At 72.5% G+C, this 21,412-nt stretch carries 24 protein-coding genes; 16 read left to right on the forward strand and 8 right to left on the reverse strand.

Annotated features, from left to right (window positions below):
- Nucleotides 1-161: 161 nt before the first annotated feature.
- The 11 genes from ACFVVU_RS29335 to ACFVVU_RS29385 all read left to right on the forward strand — a co-directional run bounded on the left by ACFVVU_RS29335 (nt 162) and on the right by ACFVVU_RS29385 (nt 7,922).
- On the forward strand, nt 162-515 hold the full coding sequence (locus tag ACFVVU_RS29335) for a histidine triad nucleotide-binding protein (RefSeq protein ID WP_380684903.1): 354 nt from the start codon (nt 162-164) through the stop codon (nt 513-515).
- Between the two features lie 4 nt (nt 516-519).
- Nucleotides 520-1,440: a ribonuclease Z gene (locus ACFVVU_RS29340; protein WP_380684902.1), complete on the forward strand. Its 921-nt coding sequence runs from the start codon at nt 520-522 to the stop codon at nt 1,438-1,440.
- Between the two features lie 213 nt (nt 1,441-1,653).
- Nucleotides 1,654-2,778 carry a PhoH family protein gene (locus tag ACFVVU_RS29345; RefSeq protein WP_380684901.1) on the forward strand — a complete coding sequence of 375 codons (1,125 nt, stop codon included), beginning with the start codon at nt 1,654-1,656 and terminating at the stop codon, nt 2,776-2,778.
- Between the two features lie 14 nt (nt 2,779-2,792).
- Nucleotides 2,793-3,287: an rRNA maturation RNase YbeY gene (gene ybeY, locus ACFVVU_RS29350; protein ID WP_355375134.1), complete on the forward strand. Its 495-nt coding sequence runs from the start codon at nt 2,793-2,795 to the stop codon at nt 3,285-3,287.
- 19 nt (nt 3,288-3,306) lie between these two features.
- A complete protein-coding gene (locus ACFVVU_RS29355; protein WP_380684900.1) occupies nt 3,307-4,632 on the forward strand; it encodes a hemolysin family protein in 1,326 nt (441 codons plus the stop codon).
- A 33-nt stretch (nt 4,633-4,665) separates the two neighbouring features.
- Nucleotides 4,666-4,902, forward strand: a complete 237-nt coding sequence (locus ACFVVU_RS29360) for a hypothetical protein (RefSeq protein WP_380684899.1) — start codon at nt 4,666-4,668, stop codon at nt 4,900-4,902.
- Nucleotides 4,903-4,950: 48 nt separating this feature from the next.
- Nucleotides 4,951-5,490, forward strand: a complete 540-nt coding sequence (locus tag ACFVVU_RS29365; RefSeq protein ID WP_380684898.1) for a DUF4383 domain-containing protein — start codon at nt 4,951-4,953, stop codon at nt 5,488-5,490.
- Between the two features lie 30 nt (nt 5,491-5,520).
- Nucleotides 5,521-5,886 carry a cytidine deaminase gene (locus ACFVVU_RS29370; RefSeq protein WP_380627779.1) on the forward strand — a complete coding sequence of 122 codons (366 nt, stop codon included), beginning with the start codon at nt 5,521-5,523 and terminating at the stop codon, nt 5,884-5,886.
- Nucleotides 5,887-6,035: 149 nt separating this feature from the next.
- Entirely contained in the window at nt 6,036-6,197 is a 162-nt protein-coding gene (locus ACFVVU_RS29375; RefSeq protein ID WP_355375122.1) for a hypothetical protein, read from the forward strand.
- Nucleotides 6,198-6,252: 55 nt separating this feature from the next.
- Nucleotides 6,253-7,182: a GTPase Era gene (era, locus tag ACFVVU_RS29380; protein ID WP_380684897.1), complete on the forward strand. Its 930-nt coding sequence runs from the start codon at nt 6,253-6,255 to the stop codon at nt 7,180-7,182.
- A gap of 26 nt (nt 7,183-7,208) precedes the next feature.
- Nucleotides 7,209-7,922, forward strand: a complete 714-nt coding sequence (locus ACFVVU_RS29385) for an alpha/beta fold hydrolase (protein WP_380684896.1) — start codon at nt 7,209-7,211, stop codon at nt 7,920-7,922.
- Nucleotides 7,923-7,953: 31 nt separating this feature from the next.
- Here the strand turns inward: ACFVVU_RS29385 and ACFVVU_RS29390 are convergent, their stop codons facing one another.
- Both ACFVVU_RS29390 and ACFVVU_RS29395 read right to left on the reverse strand, forming a co-directional pair.
- Nucleotides 7,954-8,220, reverse strand: a complete 267-nt coding sequence (locus ACFVVU_RS29390; protein WP_344337572.1) for a protealysin inhibitor emfourin — start codon at nt 8,218-8,220, stop codon at nt 7,954-7,956.
- Between the two features lie 67 nt (nt 8,221-8,287).
- A complete protein-coding gene (locus ACFVVU_RS29395) occupies nt 8,288-9,310 on the reverse strand; it encodes a M4 family metallopeptidase (RefSeq protein WP_380684895.1) in 1,023 nt (340 codons plus the stop codon).
- A 373-nt stretch (nt 9,311-9,683) separates the two neighbouring features.
- Between ACFVVU_RS29395 and leuA the strand changes: the two genes are divergently transcribed.
- The 4 genes from leuA (at nt 9,684) to ACFVVU_RS29415 (ending at nt 14,236) form a co-directional block, all read left to right on the forward strand.
- Nucleotides 9,684-11,480 carry a 2-isopropylmalate synthase gene (leuA, locus tag ACFVVU_RS29400; RefSeq protein ID WP_380684894.1) on the forward strand — a complete coding sequence of 599 codons (1,797 nt, stop codon included), beginning with the start codon at nt 9,684-9,686 and terminating at the stop codon, nt 11,478-11,480.
- Between the two features lie 424 nt (nt 11,481-11,904).
- A complete protein-coding gene (locus ACFVVU_RS29405) occupies nt 11,905-12,414 on the forward strand; it encodes a TerB family tellurite resistance protein (protein WP_350566386.1) in 510 nt (169 codons plus the stop codon).
- A 225-nt stretch (nt 12,415-12,639) separates the two neighbouring features.
- Entirely contained in the window at nt 12,640-13,386 is a 747-nt protein-coding gene (gene recO, locus ACFVVU_RS29410) for a DNA repair protein RecO (RefSeq protein ID WP_355375105.1), read from the forward strand.
- A gap of 4 nt (nt 13,387-13,390) precedes the next feature.
- Nucleotides 13,391-14,236 (forward strand): isoprenyl transferase, encoded by an 846-nt coding sequence (locus ACFVVU_RS29415; protein ID WP_380689842.1) that lies wholly within the window; start codon nt 13,391-13,393, stop codon nt 14,234-14,236.
- Nucleotides 14,237-14,319: 83 nt separating this feature from the next.
- Here ACFVVU_RS29415 and ACFVVU_RS29420 read toward each other — a convergent pair whose 3' ends face one another.
- From ACFVVU_RS29420 to ACFVVU_RS29435, 4 genes are read right to left on the reverse strand one after another with little or no spacing between them, the layout of a single operon-like run.
- Entirely contained in the window at nt 14,320-14,730 is a 411-nt protein-coding gene (locus ACFVVU_RS29420) for a Fur family transcriptional regulator (RefSeq protein WP_380689676.1), read from the reverse strand.
- Nucleotides 14,731-14,765: 35 nt separating this feature from the next.
- Entirely contained in the window at nt 14,766-15,710 is a 945-nt protein-coding gene (locus tag ACFVVU_RS29425; RefSeq protein WP_380689674.1) for a metal ABC transporter permease, read from the reverse strand.
- A complete protein-coding gene (locus tag ACFVVU_RS29430; protein WP_387793280.1) occupies nt 15,707-16,486 on the reverse strand; it encodes a metal ABC transporter ATP-binding protein in 780 nt (259 codons plus the stop codon). The genes ACFVVU_RS29425 and ACFVVU_RS29430 overlap by 4 nt, the downstream gene beginning before the upstream one ends.
- A gap of 13 nt (nt 16,487-16,499) precedes the next feature.
- Entirely contained in the window at nt 16,500-17,492 is a 993-nt protein-coding gene (locus ACFVVU_RS29435; RefSeq protein WP_387793282.1) for a metal ABC transporter substrate-binding protein, read from the reverse strand.
- Nucleotides 17,493-17,683: 191 nt separating this feature from the next.
- Here ACFVVU_RS29435 and ACFVVU_RS29440 point away from each other — a divergent pair, with 191 nt between their 5' ends.
- Complete coding sequence (locus tag ACFVVU_RS29440) at nt 17,684-19,066, forward strand: glycine--tRNA ligase (protein ID WP_380685461.1); 1,383 nt, start codon at nt 17,684-17,686, stop codon at nt 19,064-19,066.
- A gap of 75 nt (nt 19,067-19,141) precedes the next feature.
- Here ACFVVU_RS29440 and ACFVVU_RS29445 read toward each other — a convergent pair whose 3' ends face one another.
- Both ACFVVU_RS29445 and ACFVVU_RS29450 read right to left on the reverse strand, forming a co-directional pair.
- Nucleotides 19,142-20,434 (reverse strand): hypothetical protein, encoded by a 1,293-nt coding sequence (locus tag ACFVVU_RS29445; protein ID WP_387793285.1) that lies wholly within the window; start codon nt 20,432-20,434, stop codon nt 19,142-19,144.
- Nucleotides 20,435-20,610: 176 nt separating this feature from the next.
- Nucleotides 20,611-21,216 (reverse strand): NADAR family protein, encoded by a 606-nt coding sequence (locus ACFVVU_RS29450; protein WP_387793287.1) that lies wholly within the window; start codon nt 21,214-21,216, stop codon nt 20,611-20,613.
- Nucleotides 21,217-21,412 lie beyond the last annotated feature (196 nt).

A 21,412-nucleotide genomic window follows, 5' to 3' on the forward strand; every position in this document is an offset into this window, starting at 1 on the left:
TTCTCCCCCCCAGCCCGCCCCCCGCCCCGCGGGCGGCCCGGGGGGCGCGGCGGGGGGGGGGGGGGCGGCGGGCCCCCCTCCCCCCCCCCCCCACCCCCGCCCGGGCTCGGCTAGCATGCCGCCGTACGGACCGACCGAGCAGCACCAGCGAGGAGAACCCGATGGCCGGCGAGCCGCAGCCCGACTGCCTGTTCTGCAAGATCGTGGCGGGCGAGATCCCGGCCACCGTGGTGCGCAAGACCGAGCGGGTGCTCGCCTTCCGCGACATCGCGCCGAAGGCCCCGCTGCACGTCCTGGTGATCCCGCACGCCCACTACCCCAACGCCGCCGCGCTGGCCGCCGAGGAGCCGGAGATCGCCGGCGAACTGCTCGCCGAGGCCGGCCGGGTGGCCGCCGACGAGGGCGTCGCGGACTACCGGCTGATCTTCAACACCGGCGCCGGCGCCGGGCAGACGGTCTTCCACGCCCACGTCCACGTGCTCGGCGGCAGGTCGATGACCGAGGACATGGTCTGACAGGGTGTCGCAGCGCGAACTCGTCGTCCTCGGCACCGCCAGCCAGGTGCCGACCCGGCACCGCAACCACAACGGCTACCTGCTGCGCTGGGACGGCGAGGGCCTGCTCCTCGACCCCGGTGAGGGCACCCAGCGCCAGATGCTGCGCGCCGGGGTCTCGGCCACCCAGCTCACCCGGATCGCCGTCACGCACTTCCACGGCGACCACAGCCTCGGCCTCGCCGGGGTGATCCAGCGGATCAACCTCGACCGGGTCCCGCACCCGGTGGACGTCTACTTCCCGGCCTCCGGCGAGGTGTACTTCGAGCGGCTGCGCCACGCCACCGCCTACCACGAGACGGCCGTGCTGCGGCCCCGCCCGATCGAGGAGTCCGGCCCGCTGCCGGTGCCCGGCGCCCGCTTCGCGCTGGACGCGGTCCGGCTCTCGCACCCGGTCGAGTCCTTCGGCTACCGGCTCAGCGAGCCGGACGGCCGCCGGCTGGTGCCCGAAAGGCTGGCCGCCCTGGGCATCGGCGGCCCGGACGTCGGCCGGCTGCAGCGGCAGGGCGCGATCGAGACGGACGGCCGGCGGATCACCCTGGACGAGGTCAGCGAGCCCCGGCCCGGCCAGCGGTTCGCCTTCGTCATGGACACCCGGCTCTGCGAGGGCGTGCACGAACTCGCCGAGGGCGCCGACCTGCTGGTCGTCGAGGCCACCTTCACCGACGCCGACGCCCGGCTCGCCGAGGACCACGGCCACCTCACCGCCGGCCAGGCCGGCAAGGTCGCCGCCGAGGCGGGCGCCCGCAGCCTGGTGCTGACCCACTTCTCCCAGCGCTACCCGGACCTCGGCCGGCACCTCGCCGACGCCCGCAAGCACTTCGACGGCCCGATCGTGCTTGCCGAGGACCTCGCCCGGGTACCAGTACCGCCCCGGCGCACGTGACCCGGCCGTACGCGTACCCGCGCCGACGCCGGTACGGCGGGCGACCGGCGCGGAAAACCGGTCGCGCGACCCCGGCGATCTGCCGCAGCATCGTCGGGTGCGGCCCCGCCGCCCGCCGCGTCGATCACGTGCGCGGCGTACCCTGGTGCCCCGGAGAGACCCGAGCGGCACCACGAGACACGGATGGGATGAGGCAGGCCCCAGCGCCGACCTATGAGTGACACATCGCAGACCCGTACCAACGGACAGCCGCGCCCCGAGGCGGCCGACGACGGCCGCGTCAGCGCCCGGATCGTCATCCCCGAGAAGCATCCGATGGTCACCCTGCTCGGCGCCGCCGACTCGCTGCTGCGGGTGATCGAGCAGGGCTTCCCCGCCGCCGACATCCACGTCCGCGGCAACGAGGTGACCGCGACCGGCCAGCGCGCCGAGGTGGCCCTCGTCAAGCAGCTGTTCAGCGAGATGATGCTGGTGCTGCGCACCGGCCAACCCCTGACGGAGGACGCCGTGGAGCGCTCCATCGCCATGCTCCGCGGTGCCGCGGACGACCCGGACAGCCCGGCGCCCTCGCAGGTGTTCACCGCGAACATCCTGTCCAACCGGGGCCGGACCATCCGTCCCAAGACCCTCAACCAGCAGCGCTACGTCGACGCGATCGACAAGCACACGATCGTCTTCGGCCTCGGCCCGGCCGGCACCGGCAAGACCTACCTGGCGATGGCCAAGGCCGTGCAGGCCCTGCAGGCCAAGGAGGTCAACCGGATCATCCTGACCCGCCCGGCCGTCGAGGCGGGGGAGCGGCTGGGCTTCCTGCCCGGCACCCTCTACGAGAAGATCGACCCGTACCTGCGCCCGCTGTACGACGCGCTGCACGACATGATGGACCCGGACTCCATCCCGCGCCTGATGGCCGCCGGGACCATCGAGGTCGCACCGCTCGCCTACATGCGCGGCCGCACCCTCAACGACGCCTTCATCATCCTCGACGAGGCCCAGAACACCTCGCCCGAGCAGATGAAGATGTTCCTCACCCGCCTCGGGTTCAACTCCCGGGTGGTCGTCACCGGTGACACCAGCCAGATCGACCTCCCGGGCGGCACCCGCAGCGGCCTCAAGGTCGTCCAGGACATCCTGGCCGACGTGCCCGACATCCACTTCTCCGTCCTCACCAGCACCGACGTGGTCCGCCACAAGCTGGTCGGCCGGATCGTGGACGCGTACGAGCGCTGGGACGCCCGCCAGGAGGCCCAGGAGACCGAGGAGCGCAGGCTCCCGGTCAAGCCCGCCCAGCGGCGCGGCTCGCGCGCACCCCGACAGTCCCATCGCACCGAAAGCTGAGTAACCAGCCCGTCATGTCGATCGACATCGCCAACGAGTCCGGTTGGGACGCCGACGAGGAGTCCATCCTCGACGTCGCCCGCTACGCACTGGACAAGATGCGGATCCACCCGCAGTCCGAACTGTCCGTGATCCTGGTGGACGGGGCGGCGATGGAGGAGCTGCACATCCAGTGGATGGACCTCCCGGGCCCGACGGACGTGATGTCCTTCCCGATGGACGAGCTGCGCCCCGGCAAGGAGGGCGAGGAGCTGCCGCAGGGCCTGCTCGGCGACATCGTGCTCTGCCCCGAGGTCGCCGAGCAGCAGGGCAAGGCGGCCCCGTCGAAGCACTCGATGGACGAGGAGCTGCAGCTGCTCACCGTCCACGGCGTGCTGCACGTGCTCGGCTACGACCACGAGGAGCCGGACGAGGAGGCCGAGATGTTCGGCCTCCAGAAGGCGATCCTGGACGGCTGGCGGGCCGAGCGGGGCCTCGGCGGCATCTCGCCGGCCCCCACCACCCACTGAGCGCGGAGCCCGAACCCCTGTGAGTGGTGAGAGTACGAGTTTCATCCTCGGTGCCGTGCTGCTCGTCGTGCTCGGCTGGCTGGCCGCGTGCGCCGAGGCGGGCATCTCCCGGGTCTCCCGCTTCCGGGCGGAGGAGGCCGTGCGCTCCGGGCGCAAGGGCTCGGCCCGGCTGCTGGCGCTGGCCACCGACCCGATCCGCTACCTCAACCTGGCCACCCTGATCCGGGTGGCCAGCGAGATGGCGGCGGCGGTCCTGGTCACCGTGGTGTGCGTGCGCACCATCGACACGACCTGGCAGGCCGTGCTGCTGGCGTTCGGCGTGATGGTGCTGGTGTCGTTCGTGGCGGTGGGCGTCTCCCCGCGCACGATCGGCCGCCAGCACCCGCTCACCACCGCCACCGCGGCCTCCTTCGTGCTGCTGCCGCTGGCCCGGATCCTCGGCCCGATCCCACGGCTGCTGATCCTGCTCGGCAACGCCCTGACTCCCGGGAAGGGCTACAAGGAGGGCCCGTTCGCCTCCGAGGCGGAGCTGCGGGCGCTGGTCGACCTGGCGGAGAAGAACGACGTCATCGAGGACGAGGAGCGCCGGATGGTGCACTCGGTCTTCGAGCTGGGCGACACCATCGTGCGCGAGGTGATGGTGCCGCGCACCGACCTGGTGATGATCGAGCGGCACAAGACCGTGCGGCAGGCGCTGACCCTGGCGCTGCGCTCGGGCTTCTCGCGGATCCCGGTGGTCGGCGACAACGAGGACGACGTGGTCGGCATCGTCTACCTCAAGGACCTGGTGCGCCGCACCCACATCAACCGGGACTCGGAGTCCGACGAGGTCGGCGCGGTGCTGCGGCCGGCGGTGTTCGTCCCGGACTCCAAGCCGGCCGCGGACCTGCTGCGCGAGATGCAGCAGATGCGCTCGCACGTGGCGATCGTGATCGACGAGTACGGCGGCACGGCCGGTCTGGTCACCATCGAGGACATCCTGGAGGAGATCGTCGGCGAGATCACCGACGAGTACGACCGGGAGATCCCCCCGGTGGAGGACCTCGGCGACGGCTCGTACCGGATCACCGCCCGGCTGCTGGTGGAGGACCTCGGCGAGCTGTTCGGGATCGAGCTGGAGGACGAGGACGTCGAGACGGTCGGCGGCCTGCTGGCCAAGCACCTGGGCCGGGTGCCGATCCCCGGCTCGTCCTGCGAGATCCCGGTGCCGCAGGAGGTCCCGGGCGGACTGACCGCGATCCGGCTGACCGCCGAGAGCTCGGCCGGGCGCCGCAACCGGATCGGCTCCGTCGTCGCCGCCCCGGTGGGCACCGGGCCGGGGGCGGACCGGGAGGGCGGCGAGTAGCGTTCGGGTGCTTCCGGAGCGACGATGGGAGGCATGACTCACCAACTTCGCGCGGAGTACGGCCCGCAGGGGAGCGCGGGCGGGGTGAAGGTGTGGCACGTCGTGCGGGAGAAGGACCCGGCCACGGCCTTGTGCGGCCGGACCATTCCCGCCGAGGCGGAGAGCCGGCCGGAGCAGGAGTGGGGGACCGGGCTCCGGGGCTGCCAGCAGTGCGGCTCGCTGTACATGCACGAGGTGCCGCACATGCAGGGGGCCCACCCCTACAGCTAGCCGTCCCCAGGGACGGAGCCAGGCGTTACGGCCACCTCGGAGGTCGCCATGAAGCTGCAAGACGAACTGCCCGTCGACCACAAACTGGTGCTGGTCTGGCGGATCGGCGCGGGGCTCGGCGGGGTCTTCCTGATCGTGTTCGGCAGCCTGGGGCTGGCCGACCACCCGGGCTTCCTGAACACCCAGGGCAATGAGATCGCCGGGATGTCCACCAACGGCGCGCTGAGCGTCCTGTCCATCGTGGTGGGCGCGATCCTGGTGATCGGCGCGGTCGTGGGAGGGAACTTCGCCGCCAATCTGAACATGGCGGCCGGCGTGCTGTTCATCCTCTCCGGGTTCTACGGGCTGACGGTGCTCGGCCGGCCGGACGCCAACATCCTGAACTTCGGCATCTCCAACGTGATCTTCGCCTTCGCCTTCGGCGTGGTGATCACCGCGTTCGGGATGTACGGGCGGGTCAGCAGCCACCTGCCGCACGACAACCCGTACTGGCGCAAGCGGACGGGGGAGGAGCTGGGGATGCCGAGCGGCCCCAAGACCTTCGTGAAGGTGATGCGGCCCGGGCCGCCCAACCCGGTCGGGCACTGAGGACGCCCGCCGGTCCCACGGCCGGGGCCTATGCTCCTGGGCATGAGTGACATCGTCGAGCTGGACCCCGAAGACAAGAAGATCATCACCCTGGCCCGCTCCGTCCGCGCCCGCAACGGCGTGGCGGAGGGGGCCGCGGTGCGTGACGAGACCGGTCGCACCTACGTGGCCGGGACGGTCGCGCTGGAGTCGCTGCGGCTGAGCGCGGTGCAGACGGCGGTGGCGATGGCGGTGGCCAGCGGCGCGAAGTCGCTGGAGGCGGCGGCCGTGGTGACCGAGGCGGAGCAGCCCGCGGAGGCCGACCTCGCGGCGGTCCGGGACCTCGGCGGTGCGGGCACCCCGCTGCTGCTGGCCGGCCCGGACGGGGCGCTGCGCGCCTCGGTCGGAGCTCGCTGAGCACCTTGGTCGGGGCTCGCCGAACGCGCGCGGTCCGTACGGTGCCCGGGGCTCGTGCCCCGGGCACCGGCGCGTTCCGGCACCCCTGATTCGGGCGGATAATCTCACCGGGGACGGGCGGGGAGCCGGCACGGTGAGGGGGCTGGGCGATGCTGGGGACGTTCGCGTTCTTCGCGGGGCTGTTGGCGGGCGTGATGGGCATGGGCAAGTGGCAGGAGACCGGGTCGCCGTTCTGGCTCTGGGGCTCCGTCTCCTTCCTGGTGATCGTCCTCGGCTGGGGCCTGGGCGCGGCGTTCAAGGGGAAGAAGTGAGCGCCCCGACGGCCGGTGTCCGCCCCGGCGGGGGTGATCAGGGAGAATGGAGCCCATGAATGCCCCTTCCTCCTCGTACCGCTCCGGCTTCGCGTGCTTCGTCGGCCGGCCCAACGCGGGCAAGTCGACCCTGACCAACGCTCTGGTGGGGACGAAGGTCGCGATCACCTCCGACCGCCCGCAGACCACCCGGCACACCGTTCGCGGCATCGTGCACCGCCCGGACGCCCAGCTGGTGCTGGTGGACACCCCCGGCCTGCACAAGCCCCGCACCCTGCTCGGCGAGCGCCTCAACGACCTGGTCCGCAGCACCTGGGCCGAGGTCGACGTGATCGGCTTCTGCCTGCCCGCCGACCAGAAGCTCGGCCCCGGCGACAAGTTCATCGCCAAGGAGCTCGCCGAGATCAAGAAGACCCCCAAGGTCGCCATCGTCACCAAGACCGACCTGGTCGACTCCAAGCGGCTGGCCGAGCAGCTGATCGCCGTCCACCAGCTCGGCGCCGAGCTGGGCATCGAGTGGGCCGAGATCATCCCGGTCTCGGCGGTCGGCGACAAGCAGGTCGAGCTGGTCGGCGAGCTGATCAGCAAGCTGCTCCCGGAGGGCGTGCCGCTCTACCCGGACGGCGACCTCACCGACGAGCCCGAGCAGATCATGGTGGCCGAGCTGATCCGCGAGGCCGCGCTGGAGGGCGTGCGCGACGAGCTGCCGCACTCGCTGGCCGTCGTGGTCGAGGAGATGCTGCCGCGCGAGGGCCGTCCGGCCGACCGGCCGCTGCTCGACATCCACGCCAACGTCTACATCGAGCGGCAGAGCCAGAAGGCGATCGTGATCGGGGCCAAGGGCGCCCGGCTCAAGCACGTCGGCACCACCGCCCGCAAGCACATCGAGGCGCTGCTCGGCACCCCGGTCTACCTGGACCTGCACGTCAAGGTCGCCAAGGACTGGCAGCGCGACCCCAAGCAGCTGCGCAAGCTCGGGTTCTGACCGCCGACCGCCGGGGAGGGCGCCGCATGAAGCTGCACACGCGTGAGTGGGGCACCGGCGAGCGGGTCGCGCTGCTGGTCCACGGGATCATGTCCGACCACCGCAGCTGGCGGTCGGTCGGCCCGGCGCTCGCCGGGCGCGGCTACCGGGTGATCGCCGTCGACCTGCGCGGCCACGGCGCCAGCCCGCGCGGCGAGGGCGCCACCCCGGCGGAGCGCTACGGCCCCGAGCGGTACGCCGAGGACCTGGTCGACACCCTGCCGCGGGGCGCCGACCTGGCCATCGGCCACTCGCTGGGCGCGCTGACCCTGCTGCACGCGGTGGAGCGGCTGCGGCCCGCCCGGGCGGTCTACTCCGACCCGGCCTGGCGGTTCGCCCGGCCGGGTCTGTTCGACCCGGCGGTCTTCACCCAGTTCAAGCAGGCCACCCGGGAGCAGCTCACCGCGGTCAACCCGGGCTGGGGCGCCGACGACGTGGAGACCGAGCTGGCCACCCTGGCGCTGTGGGACCCGGACACCGCGCTGGCGCTCTCCGCGCTGCGCGACCGGGCCGCGCTGCCCGGCGCCCCGGCCGTGCCCTCGCTGGTGCAGCTCGCCGACGACAGCTGGCTGATCGGGCCCGAGGACGCCGCGACCCTGCGCGGCCTCGGCTACGAGGTCCGGACGGTCGCCGGGGCCGGCCACACCATCCACCGGGACGACCTCCCGGGCTTCCTGGCCTCCCTCGACGGCTGGCTGTGAAACCCCTGGGCGCGGCTGCGGCCGGGCCCGGCTAGGCCCCTTCGCGCAGGACCAGGGAGACCAGTTCGCGCTGGGACTCGGTGAGCTTGGGGTCGGCGCAGTGCACCGTCCGCCCGTCGACGGTGATCTCGTAGTGGAAGCCGTCCGGCACCCCGTAGGAGGGCGTGCGCAGCCCGCCCGCGACGGCCTCGCGGGCGAGCGCGTGCACGTGCGGGGCGTCCACCCGCTCGGTGGTGTCGAGCTCAGCGCGGCGGACGTGTCCCGCGAGGCCGCCGGTCCGGGTCACCTGGATACGCATGGTGTCCATGGTGCTACCCAGCGATGGCGTTTGCCGGGGTTTTCCCGGACCTTGACTTAACTGCGGCTCAAGTCGGGCTGATGCCGACCTTCGCCCAGGACGCGGTCACCGTGTCGGCGACCTCCGGTTCCGGGAAGCGGGCCTTCGCGGCGGCCACGGTGGCCCGGGCGAAGGCGGTGAAGTCGGCGTCGGCGGGCAGCCGCCGGCCGGTCAGCGCGTCGTACCAGATCCGGCCGGCGCGTTCCCAGGCCGAGCCGCCGAGCGCGGTGGCGAGCAGGTAGAAGGCGTGGTTGGGGATGCCCGAGTTGATGTGCACCCCGCCGTTGTCCTGGGCGGTGCGCACGTAGTCGCGCATGTGGGCGGGCTGTGGGTCCTTGCCCAGCCGGGGGTCGTCGTACGCGGTGCCGGGCGTCTTCATCGAGCGCAGCGCGACCCCCTGCACGCCGGGGGCGAGCAGCCCCTCGCCGATCAGCCAGTCCGCCGCGGCGGCGTCCTGGTGCAGCGCGTACTGCTTGACCAGTGAGCCGAAGACGTCGGAGACCGACTCGTTGAGGGCGCCGGGCTGGTCGCGGTACTCCAGGCCGGCGGTGAACTGGGTGACGCCGTGGGTGAGTTCGTGGCCGATGACGTCGACGCAGGCGGTGAAGTCGCCGAACACCTCGCCGTCGCCGTCCCCGAAGACCATCCGCCGGCCGTCCCAGAAGGCGTTGTCGTAGTCCTGGCCGTAGTGGACGGTGGCGTCCAGCCGCAGGCCCTGGTCGTCGATGGAGTGCCGCCCGAAGACGGCGGAGAACAGGGTCCAGGTGGCGCCGAGGCCGTCGTAGGCGTGGTTGACGGACTGGTCGGGCAGCGGGCTCTCGCCCTCCCGGCGCACGGTGCGTCCGGGCAGGCGCTCGCGGTGCCCGGCGTCGGAGATCACCCGCTCCAGGCGGTCGGTGGCCGCCGGGGCCGGGAGGGCGGCGGCGAGCCGCGCGGCCCGGTGCGCGGCGTCGAGGGCGAGGGAGCGGACGGCGGGTTCGTGACCGTCCTCGGCGAGGCGGTCCAGGACGTACGGCGGAACGATCGCGCAGAGCGTCGGTTCGGCTGTCATGTGGCCCAGGGTGAGGCATCGATGACCTGTTGTCACCGGCGCGAACGGGATTGCGCGCCGCCCGGTCGCCGCCGTGCGCCGTCTCAAGGGGTGGGAACAGCGGGCGGCCGGCTTCGGGGTCGCGCGGCGCTGGGTTAGGCTGGGCCGCATCATGCGCAACGGGCTGCTTCTTCTTAGCTGCCGCGTCGAGGGCCTGTAGTCCACCAGGGCCGGCTCCCTCGCCGCGGGGACTGTGCTGCGCGCTGAATTCCGGTGGCCCCACGGAGGGCCGCGAGCGGCAGCAGGCCGGCCGAGTCGGGTGACGACACCTCGGGTGAGGACACCGCCCCGACCAGCCCGCACCACGCATCACAGGAAGCCGAGACTCACCTCCATGACCGAGCAGAGCTCCGCCGCGCCCGTTCCCGCCGCCCGCGCGTTCGTCGACCGTCCCACCCCGATCACCGCCGGCTCGGTGCGCCAGGCCCCGTCGGGGATGCGGTACGGCCGCTACCTGCCCTTCGGCACCGTCGACCTGCCGGACCGCACCTGGCCGTCGAAGGTGATCACCAAGGCGCCGCGCTGGCTCTCCACCGACCTGCGGGACGGCAACCAGGCGCTGATCGACCCGATGTCCCCGGCCCGCAAGCGCAAGATGTTCGACCTGCTGGTCGCCATGGGCTACAAGGAGATCGAGGTCGGCTTCCCCTCCTCCGGGGCCACCGACCACGCCTTCGTGCGCTCGCTGATCGAGGAGGGGGCGATCCCCGAGGACGTCACCATCTCGGTGCTGACCCAGGCGCGCGAGGAGCTGATCGAGAAGACGATCGAGTCGCTGGTCGGCGCGCCGCGCGCGACCGTGCACCTGTACAACGCGACCGCGCCGCTGTTCCGCCGGGTGGTGTTCCGCAACGACGAGGCGGCCACCAAGGCGATCGCCGTCGACGGCACCCGGCTGGTGATGGAGTACGCCGAGAAGCTGCTGGGCGACGACACCGTCTTCGGCTACCAGTACTCGCCGGAGATCTTCGTCGACACCGAGCTGGACTTCGCGCTGGAGGTCTGCGAGGCGGTCATGGACGTCTGGCAGCCGGGCGAGGGCCGCGAGATCATCCTGAACCTGCCGGCCACGGTCGAGCGGGCCACCCCGAACGTCCAGGCCGACCAGTTCGAGTGGATGTCGCGCAACCTGTCGCGCCGCGAGTTCGTCTGCCTGTCGGTGCACCCGCACAACGACCGGGGCACCGCGGTCGCCTCCGCCGAGCTGGCCTACATGGCCGGCGCCGACCGGATCGAGGGCTGCCTGTTCGGGCAGGGCGAGCGGACCGGCAACGTCGACCTGGTGACCCTGGGCATGAACCTGTTCTCGCAGGGCATCGACCCGCAGATCGACTTCTCCGACATCGACGAGGTGCGCCGCACCGCCGAGTACTGCAACCAGATGGAGGTGCACCCGCGCCACCCGTACGCCGGCGACCTGGTGTACACCTCCTTCTCCGGCTCGCACCAGGACGCCATCAAGAAGGGCTTCGACGTCCTGGCGGCGGACGCGGCCGCGGCGGGCGTGCCGGTCGAGGAGCACACCTGGGGCGTGCCGTACCTGCCGATCGACCCGAAGGACGTCGGCCGCACCTACGAGGCGGTCATCCGGGTCAACAGCCAGTCCGGCAAGGGCGGCGTGGCGTACGTGCTGAAGAACGACCACAAGCTGGACCTGCCGCGCCGGATGCAGATCGAGTTCTCCCGGATCATCCAGGCCAAGACCGACGCCGAGGGCGGCGAGGTCTCCCCGGCCGAGATCTGGCGGGTCTTCGAGGACGAGTACCTGCCGACCACGGCCAACCCGTGGGGCCGGATCTCGCTGGGCGGCTCGCGCCGCCTGACCACCGAGGACGGCCGGGACGCGCTGACCGCCGAGGCCGTGGTGGACGGCTCGCCGGTCACCCTGGCCGGTACCGGCAACGGCCCGGTCTCGGCGTTCGCCGACGCGCTGGCGCAGATCGGCGTGGACGTACGGGTGCTGGACTACGCCGAGCACGCGCTGAGCGAGGGCGGCGACGCCCAGGCCGCCGCGTACGTCGAGTGCGCGGTGGACGGCCGGGTGCTGTGGGGCGTCGGGATCGACGGCAACACCGTGCTGGCCTCGCTGAAGGCGATGATCAGCGCCGTCAACCGGGCGCGGCGCGGGTAGTTCGTACGAGTGGTCATGGCCGGGCCGTCCCCTCGGGGGCGGCCCGGCGGCGTTCCCGGGCCGGACCGGGCGCGTCCGGCGCCCGGGGCGCGCACGCTGTGTCCTGCGCCACATTTTTTCGTGGATCGGGCCGTTCGAAGTACTGACACCTGTCGGCAACCGTGGCAACATCGTCCCACCGGAAAGCCGGGTCGGTGGGACGGCCCGGCGGCCGGTCGCGTGACCTGCCCATTGTTGTGCAGGCCGCCTGCCATGTCTGGGGAGTGGCGCCGTGACAGGGATGTGGGGTGTTCGCCCGCGGTGGCGGACTGACGTTCTCGGTGACTTCTTCTGTCCAGGCTGTGGCGGGGACCGCAACTACCGCCGGCAGCACGGCCGGCGGTGGCTGCGGCTGCTGGGAACCCCGGTGCTTCCGCTCGGACCGGTGATCGGCAGCGTGCAGTGCACCAGCTGCCACGGCCGGTTCGGGGTGGAGAGCCTGGAACAGCCCACCTGTGTGCGCCTGGGCGGGATGCTGCGCGACGCCCAGTACACCGTCGCGCTGGCCCTGCTGGCCGCCGGCGGCACCGCCCACCGAGCGGCCCGCGAGGCCGCCTGCGCGGCGGTGCGCGACGCCGGTTTCGAGGACTGCGGCGAGGCCCAGGTGCTGGCCGCGCTGGCGGCGCTGTCGGGGCTCGGCGGCGAACTCTACGACGCGCACGGCATGGCCGGGGGGCTGGCCGTGGAACTGCACGCGGTGCTCGAACCGCTCGCCCCGCACCTGGCCCAGCCGGGCCGGGAGCGGCTGCTGCTGCAGGGCGCGGCGATCGCCCTGGCCGACGGCCGGTACCGGCCGCAGGAGCGGGAGGCGCTGGACGCCGTCGGGCGCTGCCTGGACCTGCCGCAGGCGCGGGTGGGGGCGTTGCTGGAGGCGGCGACCCGGACGCCGTACTAGACCTCCTTCCCCGTCCCCCCAGTCCTTCCTGGTCCCTCCTCCTGGACCCCCACAACCGGGCCTCCCCCCCCGGGGCCCGCCGTGACCCGCACCGCTCGGCGACCCCCCACGGCCCGGTGCGGGCACACGGCTGTCCGTCGGGGTGCGACGGCTGGGGGACAATGGTGGGATGTCCACACTGTTCGAGGCCGCGCTGTCGGGGGCCCGCTGCGGCGAGGCGGGCGCATGAGCCTCTTCCGGGACGACGGCGTGGTGCTCCGGGCGCAGAAGCTCGGCGAGGCCGACCGGATCATCACCCTGCTCACCCGCCACCACGGCAAGGTGCGCGCGGTGGCGCGCGGGGTGCGCAAGACCAAGTCGAAGTTCGGCGCGCGCCTGGAGCCGTTCTCGCACGTGGACGTGCAGTTCTTCAGCCGGGGGAGTGAGCTGATCGGGCGCGGGTTGCCGCTCTGCACCCAGGTGGAGACGATCGCCCCGTACGGCGGTCCGATCGTGGCCGACTACGGCCGCTACACCGCCGGAACGGCCATGCTGGAGACGGCGGAACGGTTCGCCGAGAACGAGGGCCAGCCGGCCGTCCAGCAGTACCTGCTGCTGGTCGGTGGCCTGCGCACGCTGGCGGCCGGGCTGCACGAGTCGCACCTGGTGCTGGACGCCTTCCTGCTGCGCTCGCTCGCGGTCAACGGGTACGGCGCGAGCTTCGACATCTGCGCCAAGTGCGGCATGGAGGGCCCCAACCGGTTCTTCTCGCTCCAGGCGGGCGGCGTCCTGTGCGCGGACTGCCGCGTGCCCGGATGTGCCGTACCCTCCCCTGAGACACTGGTACTGCTCGGGGCGCTGCTGTCAGGGGACTGGCGGACGGCCGACGCCTGCGAGCCGAGGTACTGGCGGGAGGGCAGCGGCCTGGTCGCGGCCTATCTGCAGTGGCACCTGGAGCGGGGCATCCGCTCGATGAGATACGTGGAGAAGTGAGCACATGGCAGCGCGACGGCTCTTCGGCGGCGGCAAGCAGCGGGAGTACCTTCCCCCGTCCCCGCACCCCAGCGGCGCCCGGCCCCCGAAGATCCCCGGCGAGCTGGTCCCCAACCACGTCGCGATCGTGATGGACGGCAACGGCCGCTGGGCGAAGGAGCGCGGGCTGCCGCGCACCGAGGGCCACAAGGTCGGCGAGGGCGTCGTGCTGGACGTGCTGAAGGGCGCGATCGAGCTGGGCGTGAAGAACATCTCGCTGTACGCGTTCTCCACCGAGAACTGGAAGCGCTCACCCGACGAGGTGAAGTTCCTGATGAACTTCAACCGGGACGTCATCCACCGCCGCCGCGACGAGATGGACGCGATGGGCGTGCGGGTGCGCTGGGCGGGCCGGATGCCCAAGCTGTGGAAGAGCGTCGTCCAGGAGCTGCAGGTCGCCGAGGAGCAGACCAGGGACAACGACGCCGTCACGCTCTACATGTGCGTCAACTACGGTGGCCGGGCCGAGATCGCGGACGCCGCGGCGGCGATCGCGGCCGATGTGGCGGCGGGCCGGCTGGACCCGAAGAAGGTCAACGAGAAGACCCTCGCCAAGTACCTGTACCACCCGGACATGCCGGACGTGGACCTCTTCCTGCGGCCCAGCGGGGAGCAGCGGACGTCCAACTTCCTGCTCTGGCAGTCGGCGTACGCGGAGTTCGTGTTCCAGGACGTGCTCTGGCCGGACTTCGACCGCCGCGATCTGTGGCGGGCCTGCGAGCAGTTCGCGATGCGCGACCGCCGGTTCGGCGGGGCGATCCCCAACGAGGTGCCGGCCGAGCTGGCCGCCGAGGTGCCGGCGCAGCGCTGAGCGCGCCGTCCGGCGCCCGGTACGCGGAAGGGCCCGCGGGAGGTGACTCTCCCGCGGGCCCTCGTCGTCGTCCGGGCGCGCGTTCAGGCGCTCTTGGCGCACTCCGCGCAGGTGCCGAAGATCTCCAGGGTGTGCGCGATGTCGCTGAACCCGTGCTCGGCGGCGACCGAGTTGGCCCAGCGCTCGACGGCCGGGCCCTCGACCTCGACGGTGGCGCCGCACTGCCGGCAGACCAGGTGGTGGTGGTGCCCGCTGCTGCAGCGGCGGTAGACGGCCTCGCCGTCGGCGGTGCGCAGGACGTCGACCTCGCCGGCGTCGGCGAGCGACTGGAGCGTCCGGTAGACGGTGGTGAGGCCGACCGAGTCCCCCCGGTGCTTCAGCATGTCGTGGAGCTCCTGCGCGCTGCGGAAGTCCTCGATCTCGTCCAGGACCGCCGAGACGGCGGCGCGCTGCCGGGTCGATCGGGCTCGCGGCGACGGGCCTGCGGTGGTCACCGTGGGTCCTCCTGGTGGTTGGGGCGGCTGGCACCTCATTGTGCCAGCCCCGCACCGGGCGCCGGAGTGGCCGCGTCGGCCCGGCCCGGGGTGCCCGCCGCGGCCGGTTCCGGGTCCGGCAGACGGACGTCGCAGACCTTCGGGGCGGCGTCGGGGGCGCCGCGGTGGCGGCGCCGGGCGAGCGGTGCGGCGATCGCGCTGAACACCGCGAACACCGCGATGGCGAGCAGCACGATGGCCGGGCCGGAGGGCACGTCGAGCTGGTAGGAGCCGGTGACGCCGGCCAGCGCGACGATCACGCCGACCGCGATGGCGCCGGCCTGGGTCGCGGCGAAGGAGCGGGTGAGCTGCTGGGCGGCCGCCACCGGGACCACCATCAGCGCGCTGACCAGCAGCAGGCCGACCACCCGCATGGCGACGGTGACGGTGACCGCGGCCATCACCGCGAGCAGCAGGTTGAGCAGTCGCACCGGGACGCCGGTGACCTTGGCGAAGTCCTCGTCCTGGCAGATCGCGAAGAGCTGGCGGCGCAGGCCCAGGGTGACGGCGACGACGACGGCGCCGAGCGCGGCGATGGTGGCCAGGTCGGCGGGGGAGACGGTCAGGATGGAGCCCCAGAGGTAGCTCTCCAGTGAACCGGCGCCCGCCTGGGCGGACTTGGAGACCAGCAGCTTGCCGCAGGCCATGCCGCCGTAGAAGAGCATCGCGAGGGCGATGTCGCCGCGCTGGTTGCCGCGCGAGCGGACCAGTTCCATGGTGACGGCGCCGAGCACGCAGACCAGCACGGCCATCCAGACCGGGCTGGTCTGGAAGATGAAGCCGAGGCCGACACCGGTCATCGCGACGTGGCCCATGCCGTCGCCCATCAGGGCCTGGCGGCGCTGCACCAGGTAGATGCCGACGGCGGGGGCGGTGATGCCGACCAGGACGGCGGCGATCAGCGCCCGTTGCATGAAGTCGTAGCTGAGCATCTCGGTCATGACAGCAGTCCCCGGATCCGTTCGTGGTCGTGGCCGTGGTCGGCGTGCGGGTGGACGTGGTCGTGGCCGGGCAGGGCGTGCAGGCCGGTGTTGGGGACGGGCGGGCCGTCGTGGGCGACGCAGCCGTCGCGCAGGACCACGGCGCGGTCGATCAGCGGCTCCAGCGGCCCGAGTTCGTGCAGTACCAGCAGGACGGCGGCGCCGCGCGCGACCTCGGCGCGCAGGGTGTCGGCGAGCACCTGCTGGCTGGCGGCGTCCACGCCGGCCATCGGCTCGTCCATGATCAGCAGGTCGGGGGAGCCGGCCAGCGCGCGGGCGATCAGCACCCGCTGCTGCTGGCCGCCGGAGAGGTCGGCGACGCCGTCGCCGGCCCGGTCGAGCATGCCGACGGCGGTCAGCGCGCGGTCCACGGCGGTGCGGTCGGCGCGGCGGAACGGCAGCAGCCGGTGCAGCGGCAGCCGGCCGGTGGAGACGACCTCGCGCACGGTCGCGGGCACGCCGGAGGCGGCGGTGGTGCGCTGGGGGACGTAGCCGATCCGGTGCCAGGCGCGGAACCGGGCGAGCGGGGTGCCGAAGAGTTCCAGACCGCCGCGCTCCAGCGGGACGGCGCCGGTGACGGCCTTGACGGTGGTGGACTTGCCGGAGCCGTTGGCGCCGAGCAGGGCGACCACTTCGCCGGGGCGGACGGTGAGGTCGACGCCGCGCAGCACCGGCCGCCCGCCGCGCGAGGCGACGGCGTCGTGCAGGCGGACGGCCGGGGGTGTCGGGGGAGTCATACCGGTGGTCCCGTCAGCTGGTGGGGGTGGCGGTGGCGTCCGGGGCGGCGTTCCCGTCGGCGCCCAGGGCGGTCCTGAGGTTGGCCAGGTTCTGCCGCATGACCGTGAGGTAGTCGTCCTTGGCCGGGTCCTTGACGCCTTCCAGCGGGTCGAGGACGGCGGTCCTGAGGCCGAGGTCCTTGGCGACGGTCTCGGCGAGCTTGGGGCTGACCAGGGTCTCGAAGAAGATCGTGGTGGCGCCGTTCTCCTTGGCGGCCTTCTGGACGTCGGCGAGGCGGGCCGGGGTGGGCTCGGACTCGGGGTCGACGCCGTTGATGGCGACCTGGGTGAGGCCGTAGGCCTCGGCGAGGTAGCCGAAGGCGGCGTGGCTGGTGACGAAGGTGCGGGTCCTGGTGTCCTTCAGTCCGTCCTTGAACTCCTGGTCCAGGGTGGTGAGCCGGCCGACCAGTTCGTCGGTGTTGCGCCGGTAGTCGGCGGCGTGCGCCGGGTCGGCCTGGGCGAAGCCGTCGCCGACGCCGCGGGCCACCGCGGCGTAGCGGGTCGGGTCGAGCCAGATGTGCGGGTCGCCGGCGGCCTCGTCGTGGTGGTGGTCGTGGCCGTCGTCCTCCGCGTGGTCCTCGGGGAGGTGGTGGTCCTCCAGCGGGGCGGCGGCGGTGGCGTCGATCCGGTACTTGGCGCGGGAGTCGGCGACCGCCTTGTCGACGGTGGGCTGCAGGCCCTTGAGGTAGACGATCGCGTCGGCCTTCTGGACGCGTCCGACCTGCTTGGCGGTGAGTTCGAGGTCGTGCGGTTCGACGCCGGCGGGGGTCAGGCCGGTGACCTTCACGTGCTCGCCGCCGATGGTCGAGGCGAGGAACTCCATCGGGTAGAAGGACGCGACGACGTTCAGCTTCCCGTCCGCGCTCCGGGCGCCACCGCCGTCGCCGCAGGCCGTCAGGGTGAGGGCGGCGGCGAGGGCGGTGACGCCCAGGGCTATGGCGCTGCGGGCACGTCGTCGGATCATCATGACAACCATTCTCAGATTAGATGGAAATGATTGTCAAATCACTCGGACGGGTGAACGAGGTGTGACGGTGAGTGGGCCGGTACCGGCGATACCGATTTGAACCCCGTACCCATATGGCCGGTAACCTGAGGTATTCGGGTACGCGCAACCAGCCGTGCCCTGACCGGGCCGTACGTACTGAAGAGAGCACTGTGGCAGCCGACAAGATCGAGACGATCGTCAGCCTGAGCAAGCGCCGTGGCTTCGTCTACCCCTGCAGCGAGATCTACGGCGGCACGCGTGCCGCCTGGGACTACGGTCCGCTGGGCGTCGAGCTCAAGGAGAACGTCAAGCGCCAGTGGTGGCGTGCGATGGTCCAGGCCCGTGAGGATGTCGTCGGACTCGACTCGTCGGTGATCCTGGCCCGCGAGGTCTGGGAGGCGTCCGGCCACGTCCAGACCTTCAACGACCCGCTGACCGAGTGCCTCTCCTGCCACAAGCGCCACCGGGCCGACCACCTGGAGGAGAAGTACGAGGCCAAGCACGGCTTCCCGCCGCCGAACGGCCTCCAGGACATCAACTGCCCGGACTGCGGCACCAAGGGCCAGTTCACCGAGCCCAAGGACTTCTCGGGCATGCTGAAGACCCACCTCGGCGTCACCGAGGAGGCGAGCGGCCTGGCGTACCTGCGCCCGGAGACCGCCCAGGGCATCTTCACCAACTTCAAGGCCGTCCAGACCACCTCGCGCAAGAAGCCGCCGTTCGGCATCGCCCAGGTCGGCAAGAGCTTCCGCAACGAGATCACCCCCGGCAACTTCATCTTCCGGACCCGCGAGTTCGAGCAGATGGAGATGGAGTTCTTCGTCAAGCCGGGCGAGGACGAGCAGTGGCACGAGTACTGGCTCCAGCAGCGCTGGGACTGGTACGTCGGCCTCGGCCTGCGCACCGAGAACATGCGCCTGTTCGAGCACCCGAAGGAGAAGCTCTCCCACTACGCCAAGCGCACGGTGGACATCGAGTACCGCTTCAACTTCGGCGGCAGCGAGTTCTCCGAGCTGGAGGGCATCGCCAACCGCACCGACTACGACCTGTCGGTGCACAGCGAGGCCTCCGGCCAGGACCTCAAGTACTTCGACCAGGAGTCCGGCGAGCGGTACTTCCCGTACGTCATCGAGCCGGCGGCCGGCCTCAACCGCGCCCTGCTGGCCTTCCTGCTCGACGCCTACTTCGAGGACGAGGCGCCGAACGCCAAGGGCGTCATGGAGAAGCGCGTCGGCATGCGCCTGGACCCGCGCCTGGCCCCGGTCAAGGTCGCGGTGCTGCCGCTGTCGCGCAACGCCGACCTCTCGCCGAAGGCCCGCGGCCTGGCCGCCGACCTGCGCACCGCGTGGAACGTCGAGTTCGACGACGCCGGTGCCATCGGCAAGCGCTACCGCCGCCAGGACGAGATCGGCACGCCGTTCTGCGTCACGGTCGACTTCGACACCCTGGAGGACAACGCGGTGACCGTGCGCGAGCGCGACACCATGACGCAGGAGCGCGTCTCGCTCGACCAGGTGAAGTCCTACCTGGCGGCGCGCCTCATCGGCTGCTGACGTCCGTCCGCCCGCACCGAGCCCCCGTCCGCCCTTTCCGGGCGGGCGGGGGCTCCGTGTTGCTCCGGTCGGGACCTAGGACGCGCCCTGGCGCCGACCCCAGCGGGAACGCGGGCGGCCGGCCGGGGTGGTCGGCAGGCCGGCCGTGCGCAGGGCGGCGAGCGTGGTGCGGTGGCGGACGGGATCGTCGAGCAGCGGCGTGAGCAGCGACTCGTAGAGGTCCGGGCGGCCGGCCAGCGCGGCGGCCAGCCGGACCAGTTCGGCCGGCGGGCGCAGCGCCGGCAGCTCGCCCAGCAGCAGGGCGGGCAGCGGCGGGGCCATGGTGACGGCGAGGGCGGCGAGGTCCCCGGTGGGCCGGCCGGCGGCCTGGCGCAGCAGGGTCCGGGCGTCGGCGGTGCGGTCCGACCGGTAGAGCCCGGTGGCCAGCGCGGCCAGCTCGGCGGTCGGCGCGGAGCCCCACTCCCAGAGCAGGGTGTCGCCGTCAGCGTGCTGCCCGGCCCGCTCCAGCGCGTCCAGCAGCGCGGGCAGGGCGGCGGCCGGGCAGGAGCGGAGCGCGTGGAACAGGTCGCCGGCCTCCTCGGCCAGCCCGGCCTCGCGCAGCTCGGCGAGGGTGGTGGCGGCGTGCTTGGGTCCGGCGTGCACGGCGCTGCGGACGAGCTGGACGGAGGCGCCGGCCGGACCGCGGCGGGCGAGCAGGGCGGCCAGGTGGGCGGTGTCCTGCGGGGTGAGGTGCTCGGCGCCCTGGTCCAGGATGCCGGCGGCCTCGTCCGGGGAGGCCCGGCGGTACAGGGCGGTGATGCGTTCGGCCAGGGCGGACAGCTCGGCGGGGGAGCGGCGCCGGGGCGGGGCGGGGGGTGTCGGTTGCGCGGCGGCGGCCTGCCGGGCGTCGTGCGTTCCGCTGCCGTCGGCTCGGCTCCCGTCGGGTCCGTTTCCGTCGGTGTGTCCGCTCTCGTCGGTGGGCGCGTGGGTGGGCACGCCGACGGGCGTGCCGGGGGGCGCGTCGACGGGCATGCCGGTGGACGGGTCGGCGGGCGCGCCGGTGGGCTGACGCGGGATCCACCGACGCGGCGTCGGCTGCCGCAGCCGCTCCTCCAGCGCCTTCAGCTGGTCGCTCAGCTCCAGGCAGCGCGCCCCCAGCCCCTCGCGCAGGGTCCGCGCCTGGGTCAGCTGCCGCAGCAGCTCCCCGTCCGGCCGCTGCCGGTCGGGCAGCGCCCGCAGCGCCTCGGCGAGCCGCCGCTCGCGCTGCCCCGCGTACTGCCGGGCACGCAGTAACTCGTCCAGCTGCGCCCTGAGTTCGAGAGCCGCCTGCTCGCTCTCACTGCCGCCCGCGTCCGGGGCGAGGGGCTGTTCCATGTGCCGTGTACGCATGATCACCGCAACCTGTCCAACTTGGCCCTGACGGCAAGACATCCTCGCGTCGAAATACGGCGTAGGCGTTACGGCAGTGCGTCCACTGGCTTGCGAGTGGTGTCCGGGAGCGCGCGGGGCGCAGAAGTGGTGAGCCGACCGGCGCGCGTGCCCCCGCGGGCGCGCCGTCCGACAGCTCACCGCGCGGCGGTGGTCCCGGTGGTCGCCGCCAGCCGGGCGCGGGCCTCCATGAGGGCGAAGCCGAGCAGGTTCTCGCCGCGCCATTCGGCGGGGCGCCGGGCGCTCTCGTTGTCGGCGCGCAGGCCGATGCCCCAGATCCGGTCGAGCGGGCTGGCCTCCACCAGGACGCGCTGACGCGTCGACAGCAGATAGGCGCCGAGTTCCTCGTGGCGGCCGAACTTGGCCACGTTGCCCTCGACGACCAGCTCGAACCGCCCGGCCCTCCAGGCTGCGTCGTCGAAGTTCCGGACCTGGCGGCCCAGCTTCTTCGCCTCGGCGGGGCTCGCCGCGGCGAGGATCCGGGCGAGCGTCCGCTCGTCGCCGAACATCCGGGCCTTGCCCGCCATCATCCAGTGCTCGGCGGTGGCGTACTCGACGCCGTCGACGGTGAACGGGTGGTCGGGCCACCACTGGCTCAGCACCCCGGGCCCGAGCGAGCCGTCCCGCTGGTCCTGATGCCCCCAGAACATCAGCCACTTGGGCTCCGCGCCGGCCGCCACGGCGGCGGTCAGCGCGGCGCGGTCGCGGGTCTCCACGGGGTCGATCGTGCGTTCGTCGCTCATATCGTCATGCTGACACAAAGGGGTCCGGGACGGTCAACGGGTTTTCCCGGTCCGCCGTTTGAGGTCGCGGCGAAACTGTTGAGGGATGAACTAAGGAATGTGACATATTATTGGGTCTGGTTGAAATCGGACGTATCATCACGATTCGATTCCGCCGGGAGGGACCCCTCGCCCTCCCGTACCCTCGAACATCCCT

It is taken from the genome of Kitasatospora sp. NPDC057965, from assembly GCF_042887135.1.
Taxonomy (GTDB): domain Bacteria; phylum Actinomycetota; class Actinomycetes; order Streptomycetales; family Streptomycetaceae; genus Kitasatospora.

What these genes read in the sequence shown, in the direction of transcription:
- ACFVVU_RS29335 (WP_380684903.1), top strand. Translation starts at nt 162, where the DNA reads ATGGCCGGCGAGCCGCAGCCCGACTGCCTGTTCTGCAAGATCGTGGCG.
- ACFVVU_RS29345 (WP_380684901.1), top strand. Translation starts at nt 1,654, where the DNA reads ATGAGTGACACATCGCAGACCCGTACCAACGGACAGCCGCGCCCCGAG.
- ybeY (WP_355375134.1), top strand. Translation starts at nt 2,793, where the DNA reads ATGTCGATCGACATCGCCAACGAGTCCGGTTGGGACGCCGACGAGGAG.
- ACFVVU_RS29360 (WP_380684899.1), top strand. Translation starts at nt 4,666, where the DNA reads ATGACTCACCAACTTCGCGCGGAGTACGGCCCGCAGGGGAGCGCGGGC.
- ACFVVU_RS29365 (WP_380684898.1), top strand. Translation starts at nt 4,951, where the DNA reads ATGAAGCTGCAAGACGAACTGCCCGTCGACCACAAACTGGTGCTGGTC.
- ACFVVU_RS29370 (WP_380627779.1), top strand. Translation starts at nt 5,521, where the DNA reads ATGCTCCTGGGCATGAGTGACATCGTCGAGCTGGACCCCGAAGACAAG.
- ACFVVU_RS29375 (WP_355375122.1), top strand. Translation starts at nt 6,036, where the DNA reads ATGCTGGGGACGTTCGCGTTCTTCGCGGGGCTGTTGGCGGGCGTGATG.
- era (WP_380684897.1), top strand. Translation starts at nt 6,253, where the DNA reads ATGAATGCCCCTTCCTCCTCGTACCGCTCCGGCTTCGCGTGCTTCGTC.
- ACFVVU_RS29385 (WP_380684896.1), top strand. Translation starts at nt 7,209, where the DNA reads ATGAAGCTGCACACGCGTGAGTGGGGCACCGGCGAGCGGGTCGCGCTG.
- ACFVVU_RS29390 (WP_344337572.1), bottom strand. Translation starts at nt 8,220, where the DNA reads ATGCGTATCCAGGTGACCCGGACCGGCGGCCTCGCGGGACACGTCCGC.
- ACFVVU_RS29395 (WP_380684895.1), bottom strand. Translation starts at nt 9,310, where the DNA reads ATGACAGCCGAACCGACGCTCTGCGCGATCGTTCCGCCGTACGTCCTG.
- leuA (WP_380684894.1), top strand. Translation starts at nt 9,684, where the DNA reads ATGACCGAGCAGAGCTCCGCCGCGCCCGTTCCCGCCGCCCGCGCGTTC.
- recO (WP_355375105.1), top strand. Translation starts at nt 12,640, where the DNA reads ATGAGCCTCTTCCGGGACGACGGCGTGGTGCTCCGGGCGCAGAAGCTC.
- ACFVVU_RS29415 (WP_380689842.1), top strand. Translation starts at nt 13,391, where the DNA reads ATGGCAGCGCGACGGCTCTTCGGCGGCGGCAAGCAGCGGGAGTACCTT.
- ACFVVU_RS29425 (WP_380689674.1), bottom strand. Translation starts at nt 15,710, where the DNA reads ATGACCGAGATGCTCAGCTACGACTTCATGCAACGGGCGCTGATCGCC.
- ACFVVU_RS29430 (WP_387793280.1), bottom strand. Translation starts at nt 16,486, where the DNA reads ATGACTCCCCCGACACCCCCGGCCGTCCGCCTGCACGACGCCGTCGCC.
- ACFVVU_RS29435 (WP_387793282.1), bottom strand. Translation starts at nt 17,492, where the DNA reads ATGATGATCCGACGACGTGCCCGCAGCGCCATAGCCCTGGGCGTCACC.
- ACFVVU_RS29445 (WP_387793285.1), bottom strand. Translation starts at nt 20,434, where the DNA reads ATGCGTACACGGCACATGGAACAGCCCCTCGCCCCGGACGCGGGCGGC.
- ACFVVU_RS29450 (WP_387793287.1), bottom strand. Translation starts at nt 21,216, where the DNA reads ATGAGCGACGAACGCACGATCGACCCCGTGGAGACCCGCGACCGCGCC.